The 15,261-nt window shown below is 64.9% G+C and carries 11 protein-coding genes; 1 reads left to right on the top strand and 10 read right to left on the bottom strand.

Annotated features, from left to right (window positions below; all coding sequences use genetic code 11):
* The first annotated feature begins 49 nt into the window (after positions 1-49).
* The gene (locus G3574_RS17135; RefSeq protein WP_163965751.1) at positions 50-3,208 is read left to right on the top strand and encodes an error-prone DNA polymerase; all 3,159 of its coding nucleotides are present in this window, start codon (positions 50-52) and stop codon (positions 3,206-3,208) included.
* A gap of 36 nt (positions 3,209-3,244) precedes the next feature.
* On the opposite strand, the gene G3574_RS17130 is transcribed toward G3574_RS17135, so the two are convergent.
* From G3574_RS17130 to G3574_RS17085, 10 genes are all read right to left on the bottom strand, one after another.
* Positions 3,245-6,538 (bottom strand): ligand-binding sensor domain-containing protein, encoded by a 3,294-nt coding sequence (locus G3574_RS17130; RefSeq protein ID WP_163965748.1) that lies wholly within the window; start codon positions 6,536-6,538, stop codon positions 3,245-3,247.
* 309 nt (positions 6,539-6,847) lie between these two features.
* Positions 6,848-7,303 carry a MaoC family dehydratase gene (locus G3574_RS17125; protein WP_163965745.1) on the bottom strand — a complete coding sequence of 152 codons (456 nt, stop codon included), beginning with the start codon at positions 7,301-7,303 and terminating at the stop codon, positions 6,848-6,850.
* Between the two features lie 95 nt (positions 7,304-7,398).
* Positions 7,399-7,854, bottom strand: a complete 456-nt coding sequence (locus G3574_RS17120; RefSeq protein WP_163965742.1) for a MaoC family dehydratase — start codon at positions 7,852-7,854, stop codon at positions 7,399-7,401.
* Positions 7,855-7,959: 105 nt separating this feature from the next.
* Positions 7,960-9,099 (bottom strand): acyl-CoA dehydrogenase family protein, encoded by a 1,140-nt coding sequence (locus tag G3574_RS17115; protein ID WP_163965740.1) that lies wholly within the window; start codon positions 9,097-9,099, stop codon positions 7,960-7,962.
* Between the two features lie 10 nt (positions 9,100-9,109).
* Positions 9,110-10,306: an acyl-CoA dehydrogenase family protein gene (locus G3574_RS17110; protein WP_163965737.1), complete on the bottom strand. Its 1,197-nt coding sequence runs from the start codon at positions 10,304-10,306 to the stop codon at positions 9,110-9,112.
* Positions 10,307-10,521: 215 nt separating this feature from the next.
* Entirely contained in the window at positions 10,522-10,962 is a 441-nt protein-coding gene (locus G3574_RS17105) for a DUF1178 family protein (RefSeq protein ID WP_163965735.1), read from the bottom strand.
* Between the two features lie 134 nt (positions 10,963-11,096).
* Positions 11,097-11,381 (bottom strand): hypothetical protein, encoded by a 285-nt coding sequence (locus G3574_RS17100; RefSeq protein ID WP_163965733.1) that lies wholly within the window; start codon positions 11,379-11,381, stop codon positions 11,097-11,099.
* A 287-nt stretch (positions 11,382-11,668) separates the two neighbouring features.
* A complete protein-coding gene (gene lipA / locus G3574_RS17095) occupies positions 11,669-12,658 on the bottom strand; it encodes a lipoyl synthase (protein WP_407941680.1) in 990 nt (329 codons plus the stop codon).
* Between the two features lie 49 nt (positions 12,659-12,707).
* Positions 12,708-13,832, bottom strand: coding sequence for a glycine cleavage system aminomethyltransferase GcvT (gene gcvT / locus G3574_RS17090; protein ID WP_163965730.1), 1,125 nt, complete (start codon positions 13,830-13,832; stop codon positions 12,708-12,710).
* A 19-nt stretch (positions 13,833-13,851) separates the two neighbouring features.
* A complete protein-coding gene (locus tag G3574_RS17085) occupies positions 13,852-15,228 on the bottom strand; it encodes an L-serine ammonia-lyase (RefSeq protein WP_163965728.1) in 1,377 nt (458 codons plus the stop codon).
* Positions 15,229-15,261 lie beyond the last annotated feature (33 nt).

The following is a 15,261-nucleotide window of genomic DNA, read 5'->3' as shown; positions in this document are numbered from 1 at the left end:
GGCATGCCATCTTTTATACTGTATTTTTATACAGTATTTGTCGTGACGCATGTCCTCGCCGATTCCCGCCGCCCTGCCCGACTACGCCGAACTCCAGTGCGTATCCAATTTCAGCTTCCTGCGGGGCGCCTCCCATCCCGAAGAACTCGCCGCCCGCGCCGCGCAGCTTGGCTATGCGGCCCTGGCCCTGACCGATGAATGCTCGGTCGCCGGCGTGGTGCGCGCGCATCTCGCGGCCAGGGACGCCGGCCTGCGCTTCCTCGTCGGCAGCCAGTTCCGGCTGCATCACCCGGATGGCAGCGCCGCCTGGTCGCTGATCCTCCTGGCCCGGACCCGGGAAGGCTACGGCAACCTCTGCGAACTGATCACCCTGGGCCGGACGCGCGCCGAGAAAGGCCGCTACCTGGTCATGCCCGCCGACTTCACCCATCCCGACGCCGAGCACGCGCACCTGCGCGGCATGCCGGATTGCCTGGCCATCCTGACGCCGGCATTCGGCCTCCCCGCCGACCAGATGGCGCAGCAGGCGGCCTGGCTGGCGCATGCCTTCCCGGGCAGGGCCTGGCTGGCCCTGACCCTGCTGCACCAGCACGGCGACGAACAGCATCGGGCTACGGTCGAGCAGGCGGCGGAGCAGGCGCGCCTGCCGGTGGTCGCCACCGGCGACGTCTGCATGCACGTGCGCTCGCGCAAGCCGCTGCAGGACACCCTCAGCGCCATCCGCCTGCGCCAGCCGGTGGCGGAATGCGGCTTCGCGCTCGCGCCCAACGCCGAACAGCACCTGCGCTCGCGGCTGCGCCTGGCCAACCTCTACCCCGAGGCGGCGCTGCGGGAAACGCTGGCCATCGCCCGCCAATGCGCCTTCTCGCTCGACGAACTGCGCTACGAATATCCCGACGAACTCGTGCCCGACGGCGAAACGCCGGAAAGCTACCTGCGGGCCGAAGCCTACAACGGCGCGCGCCGCCGTTATCCGAAAGGCATTCCGCTTGCCGTGCAGGAGGGGCTGGAGCACGAGCTCGCGCTGATCGCCGAGATGCGTTACGAGCCGTATTTCCTCACCGTCTACGACATCGTGCGCTACGCCCGCAGCGAAGGCATCCTGTGCCAGGGACGCGGCTCGGCGGCCAATTCGGTGGTCTGCTATTGCCTCGGCATCACCGAGGTCGACCCGTCGCGCAGCACCCTGCTGTTCGAGCGCTTCATTTCCAAGGAACGCAACGAGCCGCCGGACATCGACGTCGACTTCGAGCACCAGCGGCGCGAGGAAGTCATCCAGTACATCTACCACAAGTATGGCCGCCGCCGCGCCGCGCTGACCGGCGTGGTCATCACCTACCGGCCGCGCAGCGTGCTGCGCGACGTCGGCAAGGCGCTCGGCGTGGATGCGGGCATCGTCGACCAGGTGGCGAAATCGCACCGCTGGTGGGACAGCAAGCAGGCGCTGGCGGAACGCTTCCTCGAATGCGGTCTGGACCCGGAATCCGCCGTCGCCAGGCAATGGGCCGAGATCGCGCTCAAGCTGATGCGCTTTCCGCGCCACCTGTCCCAGCATCCCGGCGGCTTCGTCATCGCGCGCCACAAGCTGTCGCGCCTGGTGCCGATCGAAAACGCCGCCATGGCCGAGCGCAGCGTGGTGCAGTGGGACAAGGACGATCTCGATGCCCTCGGCCTGCTGAAGGTCGACATCCTGGCGCTGGGCATGCTGAGCATGATCCGCCGCGCGCTCGACTTCATCAGCCAGCAGCGCGGGGAATTGTTCACCCTGCAGGACATTCCCGCCGAAGATTCGGAAACCTACCGCATGATCCAGCGCGCCGACACGATAGGCGTGTTCCAGATCGAAAGCCGGGCGCAGATGACCATGCTGCCGCGCCTGCGGCCCCGGGAGTTCTACGACCTCGTGATCCAGGTGGCGATCGTACGGCCCGGACCCATCCAGGGCGGCATGGTGCATCCCTACCTGCGCCGGCGCCAGGGCCTGGAACCGGTGATCTACCCCAAGGATGAAATCCGCCCGGCGGTGGAGCGCACCTGCGGCGTGCCGATCTTCCAGGAACAGGTGATGCAGATCGCCATGATCGCCGCCGATTTCACGCCGGGCGAAGCCGACGGCTTGCGGCGCTCGATGGCGGCCTGGCGGCGCAAGGGCACGCTGGCGCAATACCAGGCCAGGCTGCGCCAGGGCATGGAGAAGAAAGGCTACGAGGAAGATTTCATCTCCTCCATCCTGCAGCAGATCGAGGGCTTCGCCGAATACGGCTTCCCGGAGAGCCATGCCGCCAGCTTCGCCCTGCTGGCCTATGCCAGTTCCTGGATCAAGTGCCACGAACCCGCCGCCTTCCTCGCCGCCCTGCTCAACAGCCAGCCCATGGGCTTCTATGCCCCGTCGCAACTGGTGCAGGATGCGCGCCGGCACGGCGTGGAGGTGCGGCCGGTGGACGTCTGCGAGAGCGGCTGGGAAGCGACGCTGGAACCATCGACCACATCAAACACCTCGCAACCCGCGGTTCGTCTGGGATTCAACATGGTGCGCGGGATGCAGCACGATGCCGCGCTGCGCATCGAGGAGGCGCGCGCGGTGCGTGCGTTCCGCGACCTGAACGACCTCGCGTCGCGCGCCGGCCTGGCGCGCCGCGACCTGGAAGCGCTGGCCAGGGCCGACGCCCTGCTTCCCCTGGCCGGCAACCGCCGGCAAGCCATGTGGCAGGCCGTCGCCGGCGCGCCCGACAAGGCCTTGCTGGCAAAGGCCCCGGTCATCGAAGACCCGGTGCCGCTGCCGGCGCCCGGCGAAGGAGAAAGCATCGTCGCCGATTATCGCGCCACCGGCCTCACTCTCGGACGGCATCCGCTGCACCTGCTGCGGCCGCTGCTGCTCAAGCACCGCTTCCTGCCGGCCGACGTGCTGCACACCTTCGCGGACCGGCAGATCGCCCGCGCCTGCGGCATCGTGACCGTGCGCCAGCGTCCGGAAACCGCCAATGGCACGATGTTCGTCACCATCGAAGATGAGACCGGCCTGGTGAACGTGATCCTCTGGCCGGACATGATCGCGCGCTACCGCAAGGAAGCCTTGGGTGCGCGCCTGATGGGCATCTACGGCATCTGGCAGTCGGAAAACGGGGTCTGCCACCTGGTCGCCAAGCGCCTGGTGGACCTGACCCACCTGCTGGGCCGCCTCGGCACCCGCAGCCGGGATTTCGCATGAGGCCCGGGGCCGTTTGGGTCGCCGGCCATGCCGGTTTCAACCGCGCCTGTGCTCGACCGAGTCTGCTTCCCGCGGCGCCTCGTCACAGGAATCGCCTGCCGGCGCGGCCTCCTGCGCCCGAACCGGCAGGTGCACCACGAATCGCGTCCCCTTGCCGACCGTGCTGGCTACCGCGATGCTGCCCTGGTGCAGTTCGATGATGCGATGGACCAGGTGCAGGCCCAGGCCGACGCCCTTGAAACCGGCCTGCCCGTGGCTCGCCCGGAAGAAACGCTCGAAGATGTGGGGCAGGTCGGACTCGTGGATGCCCACGCCGTTGTCGGCGACGATGACGCGCACCGTGCCGCTGCCTTCCATGGCCGCCGTGATTTCCGCCATGCCCTGCTTGGGCGAATACTTGATGCCATTGTCGACCAGGTTGGAAAACGCCACCCGGATCATTTCGCGGTCCAGCAGCATCGGCGGCAAGTCTCCCTGCACGCGCAGGTGCAGCACATGGTCGGGCGCCGCGACCTGGGCATAGGCGACCACCTCGCCGAGCAGGTCGGCGAAATCGACTTCCTGCTTGCGGGGCTCCAGGTCCCGGGTCTTCATGACTTCCTCGGTCAGGTAATTGTCGATCAGCCCCTGCATGCGCAGGTGCGCGCGCTGGATCTTCTGCACCCGCTCCATGAACTGCTCCGGCACCGCCTCCGCCATGCGCCGGATGTTCTTCAGGCTCGCATCCATCAAGGCCAGCGGGTTGCGGAATTCATGCGACACCATGGCCACGAACCGCTGCTGCGCCTCGGCGCTCTGCAGCTCGGCCTGCGCCTTGACAGCCAGCTTTTCCACTTCGTAGCGGCGGGCGATTTCCCTGCCATACCAGCGGATGAGCGCGATGGCGATCACATGGGCGAGCACTACCAGCAATCCGCGGAACCACCAGGTTTCCCAGAATTCCGGAAGTATCGTGATGTTCACCTTGACGTCGCTGCTTTCCCAGGGCTCGTTGCCATAGGCCACCCGCAAGCGGAACACGTAATCGCCCGGATCGAGGTTGGTATAGGTGGCGCGGCGGTTCGCCGGGTCGGTTTCGATCCAGTCGGTATCGAAGCCTTCGAGCTGGTAGGAATACCGGACATGCTGGGGATCGGCGAACAGCAGGCCGGCGAATTCCAGTCCGAAGACGCGATGCTCGGGCGCCAGCTCCAGCGCGGCAAGCCGTTCCACCGGCCCGGACATCTTCACGCCCGCCAGGCGCTGGCCCGGCTGGATCGCCAGGTTGGCCAGGGTAACGGCGGTCAGTACCGCGCGCGGCGCATGGGTGCTCTGCCGGATCGCTTCCGAATAAAAGAGGTTCAGGCCTTCATGTCCGCCGAACGCCAGCAGGCCGTCCGGCCCGCGCGTCGCCACGCGCGGCAGAAAGCCGCTCTCGATCATGCCGTCCGACGCGTTGAAGTGCCGGAACTGCCGGCGTGCCTTGTCCAGGCGCGTCAGGCCGCTCTCGGTGCCGAGCCAGAGATTGCCGTCCTGGTCCTCCAGGATGCTGTTGATGCTTTCATCCTGCAGGCCTTCGTCGCGGCGGTAGCGCACGAAGATCACCTTGCCGTCATCCCGGAACACCACGCGGTTCAGGCCCGCCGCCGTGCCCACCCAGATCACGCCGGCATGATCGCGGAAGAGCGCCATCACGGTGTCGTTGCTCAGGCTGCCCGGGTCGTTGCTATCGAGGCGGAAGCGGGTGAAGCGCGCCGCGCCGGTCGGTCCGCGCTGCAGCCGGCTCAGGCCGCCGGTGAAAGCGCCGATCCAGACTTCGCCTTCGGGCAGCGGCAGGATGGCCGAATACTGAATGCCGGAAGGACCGATGCCATCCGGATCCAGCGCGTTGTAGGCGTAATGCGCCGTTTCGCCGGTCTCGACGTCATGGCGATGGACCTCGCTGCCGCTGGTGAGCCAGAGCTGCTTCGACGCCGGTTCATAGGCGCAGGCGACGATGCTGTTGCCGCGCGGCGTGATCGCCTTCAGGTCAACCGGCGTGAACCTTTCCTGCAAGGTATCGAAGCGGCTCAGGCCATGGCTCGATCCGACCCAGATCGCATGGCCGTGGCCATGGCACAGCGCCGAGATCGGTCCGGCGAGTCCGTTGCTCGCCTGCAGGCTCTCGTTGCGATACACCTTGATCTGGCCGGATGCCCGGTCCAGCAGGTTCAGGCCGCCATTAACGGTTCCGATCCAGAGGTGCGAACCGTCGTAGGCCAGGAGCGAGCGGATGGAAATGTCGCTGAGGTTGTTCTGCTTGCCGATGCGCTTGGCGATGCGCTCGAATTCGCCATTGGGGTTGATGACGCGGTTGATCCCGATATGCGTTTCGCCGATCCAGACGTTTCCCCGGCTGTCCTCGAAGATGCGCCGCACCGCCAGGCCGGCGAGGCTGCGCTGGTCGAGTTCGTCCTGGCGCAGCGACTGGAATTTCTGCAGCGACTTGTTCCACCGGTACGCGCCCCAGGAAGTGCCGACCCAGACGCTGCCGTGGCTATCCTTAGCCAGGGTGAGCACCTGGTCGGACAGGAAGCCTTCCTTGAGCGTGAATCGCTGCCGCTGCCTGCCGTCGAGCGACCAGCGTTCCAGGCCGTTGTCGAGGCCGATCCACAATTCGTTTTCATCGTCCACGAGCAAGGCATTGACCCGGTACTCGGCCGGATCGTCCGGCCGGTCGGAGCGTTCGGGGAATCCATGGAAAACTTCCTCGCCCGGCTTGCGGCGGTACATGCCGAACGCCGTGCCGACCCAGACATTCCCTTCGCCGTCGAGGGTCACCGACTTGATCGGCAGGTATTGCAGGCGGCGGTCCCCGGAACTTGCCTTGTAATGCGCGCCGGAGGCCAGGTCCAGGTGGTAGAGCCCCGCTTCCGAGGCAACCCACAGGTCATTCTGCGTGCCCGGGACGAGTTCATTGATGGTGGGGATGTCGGCGTCGTCCGTTTTTTCCTGGGCCAGGTGAATGGTTTCGAAGCGGTTGGTATCGGAACGGAAACGTTGAAGACCGCGCTGGGTGCCGACCCAGAGCCGGTTTTCCTTGTCGACGATGAGCGCCCGCACAAGGTTGTCGGCGAGGCTGGCCGGATCGTTTTCATCATGCCGGTAGGTCACGAAACGGTAGCCATCGAAGCGGCTGAGCCCGAGTTGACCGCCGAACCACATGAAGCCGTAGCGGTCTTCCGCGATCGACCACCCGCCCTTGATGTCTAGGCCCTGGCGCACGCTGAAACGTTCGACGGCCAGGTTGAGGGGAGTTTGCGCCGAGGCAGGAAGAACCAGCCACAAAAAGCTCAGCACGATGCTGAGCATCGCGTGAAACCATGGTCGTGGCGATCCAACCGGCATGTCCGTTCCCCTTGGCAGACTGCGGCATATGGATCGTTGCACCGCAGCATAACGGGCCGCCCATGGTGTGTTTGCTTATCTGTTCGGGCCCGCGTTTTAAATTCTATCCATCAGGAAACGGATTACTAAAGAATTTTCACGAAATGCGCGCATTCTTTACGGAATGTGACGGAAAACAACAAGCGCAAGCTTCCCCGCGAGGAAGCTTGCGCAAGTCTCAAGAGAGAAAGGCGAACCCGGCGTCAGAATGACACCGGGTTGCGTCTGCCGGGATTACCAGTAGCGCCGGGAGACCGACTCCGCCACGCAGACGGGCTTGTCCCCGCCTTCGCGCTCCATGGTCACTTTCCAGACAAGCTGGGCGCCGCCGGGAATGTCTTCCACCTCGGCCAGCGTCATGCGGCCGCGGATCCGGCTGCCCACCGGCACAGGCGCGGGAAAGCGCACCTTGTTGAGCCCATAGTTCACGCCCATCTTCGTCATCGGCATGCTGATGGCGCTTTCCATGATCATGGGCAGCAGCGACAAGGTCAGGAAGCCGTGGGCGACCGTGCCGCCAAAGGGCGATTCCTTCCGGGAGCGTTCCACGTCGAGGTGGATCCATTGATGGTCGCCGGTCGCCTCGGCGAACAGGTTGACCCGCTCTTGGGTGATGGGAAACCAGTCGGTCACCGCGACCTCCTGCCCGATCAAGCTTTTCAGTTCTTCTACCGATCCGATGATGCGCATGCCATCTCCCTTCATGCAGGTATGTAAGTGCAGGTGATTGAGGTGATTGGAGCGAATGGCCGGCGCGACGCCGGCCATCGACTTCCCGGGTTCGTTCAGGCGGGGCGCCGGCCGAACATCCCCATGCCGGTCACCGTGGCGACGAGTTCGCCTTTCTGGTTCGTCGCTTCCCAGCGCGTCACCACGACGCCGCGGTCCGGCTTGCTGGAGGACGGGCGCGCTTCCACCGCGGTGGTCGTCACCTTGAGCGTGTCGCCCGGCCGCACCGGCTTGAGCCAGCGGATTTCATCCACGCCGGGCGAGCCCATGCTGGAGGATTTGTTGAGGAAACCATCGACCATCAGGCGCATCATCATCGCGCAGGTATGCCAGCCGCTGGCGATCACGCCGCCATAGATGGAACGCGAGGCGGCCTCTCTGTCGACGTGGAAAGGCTGGGGGTCGAACTGGCGGGCAAACTCGATGATCTCTGCTTCCGACACGGTCCGCGTGCCGACCTCGATGGTCTTGCCGACCTCGAAGTCTTCGAAATACCAGGTAGGTTGGGACATGGTGGATAGTGATGGTTGATGACAAGCCGGACGCCGCCCTGCCTTGGCGGGCGGCCGGTCCGCCGCATCAGGCGCGGCGAACCGGCGGGTCCGGCGTTCCGGGCGTCAGGCAGCCTCGCGGAAGCCCGGCTGGGCGGCGAAGCGGGCGAGATGGTAATCAGTATCGCCCAGCGTGACCTCGATCATGGTCAGCCGCTTGAAGTGATGCGCCGCTGGCAGTTCGTTGGTCACGCCCATGCCGCCGTGCAGTTGCACCGCCTGCTGGCCGACGTATTTCAAGGCCTGGCCGATGCGCGCCTTGGCGGCGGACACCGTGCGGCGGCGCTCGGCCGCGTCGTCGCCGGACACCTTCACGGCGGCCAGCGTCGCCATCGAGCGCGCCTGCTCGGTCTGCATGAACATTTCCGCCATGCGGTGCTGCAGGCTCTGGAACTTGCCGATGGGGACGCCGAACTGCTGGCGCGTCTTCAGGTATTCGAGCGTGGCGGCATTGAGCGCATCCATGGCGCCGATGGCCTCGGCACACAGCAGCGCCACGCCGTAGTCGGCGGCAGCGTCGAGGATGTCCCATCCCGCGCCTTCAGCGCCGAGCAAGGCGCTGGCGGGCACGTGCACGTTGGTGAAGGTGATGTCGGCCGCGCGCTGCGAATCGATGGTGCGGTACTCCTTGACCGCGACGCCACCGGCATCGGCCGGCACCAGGAACAGCGAGATGCCGCCGGTATCGCGCTGGTTGCCGCTGCTGCGGGCGGAAACGATGAGCTTGCCGGCCTGCGCGCCGTGCAGCACCACCGTCTTGGTGCCGTTGATGACATAGCCGCCATCCGCCTGCCGCGCAGTCGTCGCCACGTCGAAGAGGTCATGACGGGCCTGGCGCTCGTGAATCGCCGCCGCGAGCTTCAGTTCGCCGGTCGCGACCTGCTCGAGCAGGGCTTCCTGTCCGCCGGCGCACTTGAGGAATTCGGCGCCGAACGCGGTCGCGAAATACGGCTCGACCACCAGGCCGCGGCCCAGTTCCTGCATCACGACCAGCATGTCCACCGCGTTGCCGTTGAAGCCGCCCTGCTCTTCGGGCACCGGCAATGCCGTCATTCCTAGCTCGACCAGCGTATTCCATGCCGCGTCGGACACGCCGGCGTCGGAATAGACGATCTTCTTGCGATGTTCGAAATCGTAGTCCTTGTCGATGAAGCGGCGCAGCGCGTCGCGGAACTGTTCCTGCTCGGGGGTGTAGTTGAAGTCCATGTTCGTCGCCTCACAGTCCCAGGATCATCTGGGAGATGATGTTTTTCTGAATTTCGTTCGAACCGCCGTAGATCGAGGTCTTGCGGAAGTTGAAGTAGTAAGGCGCGAGCGGCGCCGCGTCATCATCGCCGAAGGCGCTGTGTTCCTGCTCTCCCTCCAGGTAGGCGGGATCGAAGGGCAAGGCGTAGGGGCCGATCGCTTCCACCATCAATTCGGTCAGCCACTGCTGGATTTCCGTTCCCTTGACTTTCAGCATCGACGCCTCGGGGCCGGGACCGCGCTTGGAGCCTTCCTGCGACAGCACCCGCAGGACGGTCATTTCCAGCGCCATGATTTCCACTTCCAGGCTCGCGACCTTGGACACGTAAACCGGATCTTCCATCAGCGACTTGCCGTTCTTCTGCTGCTTGGCGGCGAGGCGCTTCAGGAACTGGAGCTCGCGCTTGGCGCGGCCGACGGCGGCGATGTTGGTGCGCTCGTGTCCCAGCAGGTATTTCGCGTAGGTCCAGCCCTTGTTCTCTTCGCCGATGAGGTTTTCGACCGGCACCTTCACGTTGTCGAAGAAGACCTCGTTCACCTCATGCTCTTCGTCGAGCATGATGATGGGGCGGACAGTGATGCCCGGCGTATGCATGTTGATCAGCAGGAAGGAGATGCCTTCCTGCTTGCGTGCGTTCGGATCGGTGCGCACCAGGCAGAAGATCATGTCGGCATGCTGGGCCAGGGTGGTCCAGGTCTTCTGGCCGTTGACGATGTAGTGATCGCCCTGGCGCTCGGCGCGGGTCTTGAGCGAGGCGAGGTCGGAACCGGATCCCGGCTCGGAATAGCCTTGGCACCACCAGTCGTCGCAATTCAGGATGCGCGGCAGGTAGTAACGCTTCTGCGCTTCGTTGCCGAAGGCCATGATCACCGGCGCCACCATGTTCACGCCGAACGGCAGGATGGAAGGCGTGCCGGCGCGGGCGCATTCTTCTTCCCAGATGTGGCGCTGGACGGCATTCCAACCCGTGCCGCCGTGCTCTACCGGCCAGCCCGTGCCGACCCAGCCCTGCTTGGCGACGATCTTGTGCCAACGCACGAAGTCTTCCTTGCTCAGGCGCTTGTGGTTAAGAACCTTTTCCTGCAGGTCCTTGGGAAGGTTCGCTTCGAGGAAGGTGCGAACCGTGTCGCGGAAGGCCAGATCCTCCGCAGAGTAATTCAAATCCATGCTGTCTCCTTGTTGTCCCGGTAAAAAGCACGACCGTTCTAAAACGATTATACAGCGGAATGCGGGATTGGGTAGTGAAATCTCGGACAACTTGCCACGGAAATCGAGCGGCTGCCTTGCAGTTCATCGTTACCGTGACGGGAAGGGTTCCGGCAACGATGAGCCTCTTGGCAGGAACGGGAGGCGGCACGCGGAAGAAGCACGTGCGACGGGATTCAATGCATGGGTTGCTTGAGCGCGTCGGGAAGAGGAAATGCCGCCACCTCGATGCCTTCGTCGACCAGGGCTTCGCATTCCTGGAGCGACGCGACGCCGCGGATGGCGCGATCGGGCGCTTCATGATGATGGATGCGGCGCGCCTCTTCCGCGAAGCGCTCGCCGACGTCTTCGGTGATGGCAATGATCTGGCGGATGGCGGAAAGCAGCAGCGCCTGCCTTTGCTCCGGCGTGGGCTGCGCTCCGGATGGCGCGGCGCCCGGCGCTTGCGTTGCGCCCAGGTTGAGCCGCGGCGCCGACGGCATGCGCACCACCTTGCATGAAGCGCACAGCGGGCAGGCGATCAGCCCTTCCCCGGACTGGCGAAGGAAATCGTCTTCCGAAGAAAACCATCCTTCGAAAGCGTGTTCATGCTCGCATTTGAGGTTGTAGACTTTCATGGCCCGCCGGCAGGAAGAACGAGGCGTCTTTCAAGTCGACGCCTATCGACGCGGCCAATTTTACCGCGCCCTGCTCCCGGCCTGCCGGACGGTCGATGAAAGCCGACTGAGCCGACTGACAGGCTTGGAGAAGGCTAGCGGTCGAACTCGAAGGTCTGCTGGGCGGCCGCAAGGATGCCCGGCAGGCGCTGGGCGAGCAGCACCGCCTTCGCGCGCCGGCGTGCCTGGTGGCTTTCCATGGCTCCGGTCAGGCGGCGGACGTTCTCCTTGATCTCGACGACCTGTTCAGCCTTGGCCAGCCGCACCAGGCTGCGCAGGTTTTCCTGGAACAGGTGACGCTGACGCAGCGTGGCGTCATTTCCCAAAGTCGCTTCGACCAGCGACGTAATCACCAACTCGGAATCAAACTGTCTCTTCATGGCGGCAGGAAGGTGAATGACAACGATTTTTCTGTCTGGCAAGTATCATCAAGTCCGCATTGCCGGGCTTTGAGTAATATCAAGTGTTAGTGCCGGGCGTTAATATTTTTTCATTCCTGTGCCATATTCAGGCGGGTCATGGCGAAAAAAAACCCGCCAGGCTTGCGCGTGGCGGGTGAATACTTCCTGGGAGGCCTTAAGGGACCGACTTCAGTGTAGGCGAAGACATTCCGTACGGATTTGCGTTACCACAAAGAATTACTAATTAAGGCCAACCGTTCGATTGTTCAAAATTCTCCCTTTGCTTGCAGGTCCGCATGATAGGACGAACGCACCATCGGACCGGACGCCACATGCCGGAAGCCCATCTTTTCGCCGGCCACGCGCAAGCCGTCGAACTCCTCCGGCGTGACATACCGTTTCACCGGCAGGTGATGGCGGCTCGGCTGAAGATACTGGCCCAGGGTCAGCATGTCGATCTGGTGCGCTCGCATGTCGCGCATCACCGCTTCAACTTCCTCCAGGTCTTCACCGAGGCCGAGCATCAAGCCCGACTTGGTGGGCACCGCGGGATGCCGCTCCTTGAACGCCTGCAGCAGCGCCAGTGAACCGGCGTAGTCGGCGCCGGGCCTCGCTTCGCGGTATAAGCGTGGAACCGTCTCCAGGTTGTGATTGAACACGTCGGGCGGCGCCTGTTCGAGCACCGCGAGCGCCGTTTCCACCCTCCCCCTGAAATCCGGCGTCAGCACCTCGATGGCGATGCCGGGATTCAGCCTGCGTGTTTCGCTGATGCAGGCGACGAAATGGCCCGCGCCGCCATCGCGCAGGTCGTCGCGGTCGACCGAGGTGATGACCACATACCTGAGGCCCATCGCCTTTATCGTTTCGGCGAGGTGCCGCGGCTCGTCCGGATCGAGCGGATTCGGGCGCCCGTGGCCGACGTCGCAGAACGGGCAGCGGCGGGTGCAGATGTCGCCCATGATCATGAAGGTGGCGGTGCCGTTCTTGAAGCACTCGCCGAGATTCGGGCAGTTGGCTTCCTCGCAGACGGTATGCAAGCTGTTCTCGCGCAGCACGCTCTTCAGCCTTTGCACTTCCTTCGTGCCGGTGAATTCGGCGCGTATCCATTTCGGCTTGCGCAGGTATTCCGCTGGCTGGGTGGGCGCGATCTTGATCGGGATGCGGGCCATCTTTTCCGCGCCGCGCAGTTTTTCGCCGGCAACGACGGGCTTGGGGGCGGCCTGCTCCGGCGATTGTTCCTTGGTCGATTCGGTCACGGCATTCCTTTGTGCTTTTGTTCTTTTGTGCTGTTGTGCTGGCGGTCGGTCAGCCGCGATGGTAACGCTGCGGCGTGAAGGGCGTGCGCGCCACTTCGACCGGCACCGGCTTGCCGCGCACGATGGCCTGCAGCGGCGTGCCGAGCTGGGCATTGGCCGCCGTGACGTAGCCCATGGCGACGGGACCGCCCACCGTCGGGCCGAAGCCGCCGCTCGTGACCTTGCCCACCACGACGCCGTTGCCGTCCACCAGTTCTGCGCCCTCGCGCACCGGCATCCGATCCTTCACCAGCAGGCCGACGCGCTTGCGGTCCACGCCGCCGGCAATCTGGCCCATGATGACCTCGGCCCCGAGATAACCGCCGGGCCGCGCGCCGTCCGTGCGCCTTGCCTTCGACAGCGCCCAGCCGAGGCTGGCCTCGACCGGCGTGGTGCCGGCATCCATGTCGTGGCCGTAAAGGCAGAGACCGGCTTCGAGGCGCAGCGAGTCGCGCGCGCCGAGGCCGATGGGCGCCACCTCGGGCTGCGCCAGCAGCAGGCGGGCCAGCGCTTCCGCGCTGTCGTTGGGAACGGAGATCTCGAAGCCATCCTCGCCGGTGTAACCCGAGCGGCTGATGAAGCATTCCGCCCCGGCCAGCGTCGCCTTCGTGGTCTGCATGAAAACCAGCCTGGCGGTGTCCGGCGCGAGGCGCGCCATCACGGCGCCGGCCGCCGGCCCCTGCAGCGCGAGCAGCGCGCGGTCGGACAGCACCTCGATCTTGCAGCGATCGCCGATGTGCCGGCGCAGGTGCGCGACGTCCTGTTCCTTGCAGGCCGCGTTGACCACGACGAACAGGTGGTCGCCGCCGTTGGACACCATCAGGTCGTCCAGCACCCCGCCCTGCTCATTGGTGAACAAGGCATAGCGCTGCGTATTCACGGGCAGGCCGACGATGTCCACGGGAACGAGCGTCTCGAGGGCGGCGGCGGCATCCGGCCCGCTCAGCCTGACCTGGCCCATGTGGGACACGTCGAACAGGCCGGCCTGCGTGCGCGTATGGTTGTGCTCCTTGAGCACGCCGCTCGGATATTGCACCGGCATGTCGTATCCGGCGAAGGGCACCATGCGGGCGCCGAGTTCGAGGTGCAGCTGATAAAGCGGCGTGCGGGCCAGGCTGGTGTTGGTGTTGTCCATGTTTTTCCCTTTTATGTTGTCAGCATTCGATGACGTTGACCGCGAGTCCGCCGCGCGCGGTTTCCTTGTATTTGGTCTTCATGTCGGCGCCGGTCTCGCGCATGGTCTTGATGACCTTGTCGAGAGAGACGAGGTGCCGGCCATTTCCGCGCAGCGCCATGCGGGCGGCATTGATCGCCTTGACGGAACCCATGGCATTGCGCTCGATGCACGGCACCTGCACCAGTCCGCCGATGGGGTCGCAGGTCAGTCCGAGGTTGTGTTCCATGCCGATCTCGGCGGCGTTCTCGACCTGCTCCGGCGTGCCGCCCATGACTTCGGCGAGCGCGCCCGCGGCCATGGAGCAGGCCACGCCGACCTCGCCCTGGCAGCCGACTTCCGCGCCGGAGATCGAGGCGTTTTCCTTGTAGAGGATGCCGATCGCCGCGGCCGTCAGCAGGAAGCGCGTCGCGCCGTCATCGCTGGCGCCCGCGATGAAGCGGTGGTAGTAATGCAGCACTGCAGGCACGATGCCGGCCGCGCCATTGGTCGGGGCGGTCACCACGCGGCCGCCGGCGGCGTTCTCCTCGTTGACCGCCAGCGCGTAGAGGTTCACCCAGTCGAGCGTGGTGAGCGGATCGCGCAGGTTGGCCTCCGGCTTGCTGGAGAGGTCGCGGTAAAGTTCGGCCGCACGGCGCTTGACCTTCAGCGCGCCCGGCAGCAGTCCTTCGGCTTCGCAGCCTTTCCTGACGCATTCCTGCATGACTTGCCATATCTTCAGCAGGCCGGCGCGGGTTTCCGCTTCGGGCCGCCACGACTTTTCGTTTTCCAGCATCAACTGGCTGATGCTGAAGCCGTGCTGCCGGCACAGCGCGAGCAACTCCTCGGCGCTGTTGAAGGGATAAGGCACCGCGGTGGTGTCTGGAACGATGCGGTCGATGCCGGCAGCCTCTTCGTTCACCACGAATCCGCCGCCGACCGAGTAATAGAGCTTGCTGCACAGTTCGGCGCCCTGCGCGTCGTAGGCGATGAAGCGCATGCCGTTCGGATGGAAGGGCAAGGCCTTGCGGAACATGAGCAGGTGATCGACTTCATGGAACGGCACGGTCTTCTGGCCGAGCAAGATGATCTGCTTCTCGCGCCGGATGGCGGCGAGCATCTGCGGGATAGCGCCGGTATCGACCAGTTCGGGCGCTTCGCCCTGCAGGCCGAGCATCACGGCCTTGTCGCTGCCGTGGCCCTTGCCGGTCGCACCCAGCGAGCCGTAAAGCTCGGCCTTGACGCCTGCTGTCCTGTCCAGCAGGCCGTCGTCGCGCAAGGCAGTCACGAACTGCAATGCGGCGCGCATCGGTCCGACGGTATGCGAACTGGAGGGCCCGATGCCTATCTTGAAGATTTCAAAAACGCTGATGGCCATGTGCTTGCCCGGGTTGTCTTGCTCGCGCCTGAT

This window comes from Noviherbaspirillum galbum (genome assembly GCF_010974945.1).
GTDB classification, from domain to species: Bacteria; Pseudomonadota; Gammaproteobacteria; order Burkholderiales; family Burkholderiaceae_D; genus Noviherbaspirillum; species Noviherbaspirillum galbum.
The sequence above is the reverse complement of the archived record's forward strand: the minus strand, read 5'-3'. Positions and strand labels throughout refer to the sequence as shown.

Bases quoted from the DNA above. Each gene is read 5' to 3' on its own strand.
- G3574_RS17135 (WP_163965751.1), top strand. From the start codon at position 50: ATGTCCTCGCCGATTCCCGCCGCCCTGCCCGACTACGCCGAACTCCAG.
- G3574_RS17130 (WP_163965748.1), bottom strand. From the start codon at position 6,538: ATGCTCAGCATCGTGCTGAGCTTTTTGTGGCTGGTTCTTCCTGCCTCG.
- G3574_RS17125 (WP_163965745.1), bottom strand. From the start codon at position 7,303: ATGCGCATCATCGGATCGGTAGAAGAACTGAAAAGCTTGATCGGGCAG.
- G3574_RS17120 (WP_163965742.1), bottom strand. From the start codon at position 7,854: ATGTCCCAACCTACCTGGTATTTCGAAGACTTCGAGGTCGGCAAGACC.
- G3574_RS17115 (WP_163965740.1), bottom strand. From the start codon at position 9,099: ATGGACTTCAACTACACCCCCGAGCAGGAACAGTTCCGCGACGCGCTG.
- G3574_RS17110 (WP_163965737.1), bottom strand. From the start codon at position 10,306: ATGGATTTGAATTACTCTGCGGAGGATCTGGCCTTCCGCGACACGGTT.
- G3574_RS17105 (WP_163965735.1), bottom strand. From the start codon at position 10,962: ATGAAAGTCTACAACCTCAAATGCGAGCATGAACACGCTTTCGAAGGA.
- G3574_RS17100 (WP_163965733.1), bottom strand. From the start codon at position 11,381: ATGAAGAGACAGTTTGATTCCGAGTTGGTGATTACGTCGCTGGTCGAA.
- gcvT (WP_163965730.1), bottom strand. From the start codon at position 13,832: ATGGACAACACCAACACCAGCCTGGCCCGCACGCCGCTTTATCAGCTG.
- G3574_RS17085 (WP_163965728.1), bottom strand. From the start codon at position 15,228: ATGGCCATCAGCGTTTTTGAAATCTTCAAGATAGGCATCGGGCCCTCC.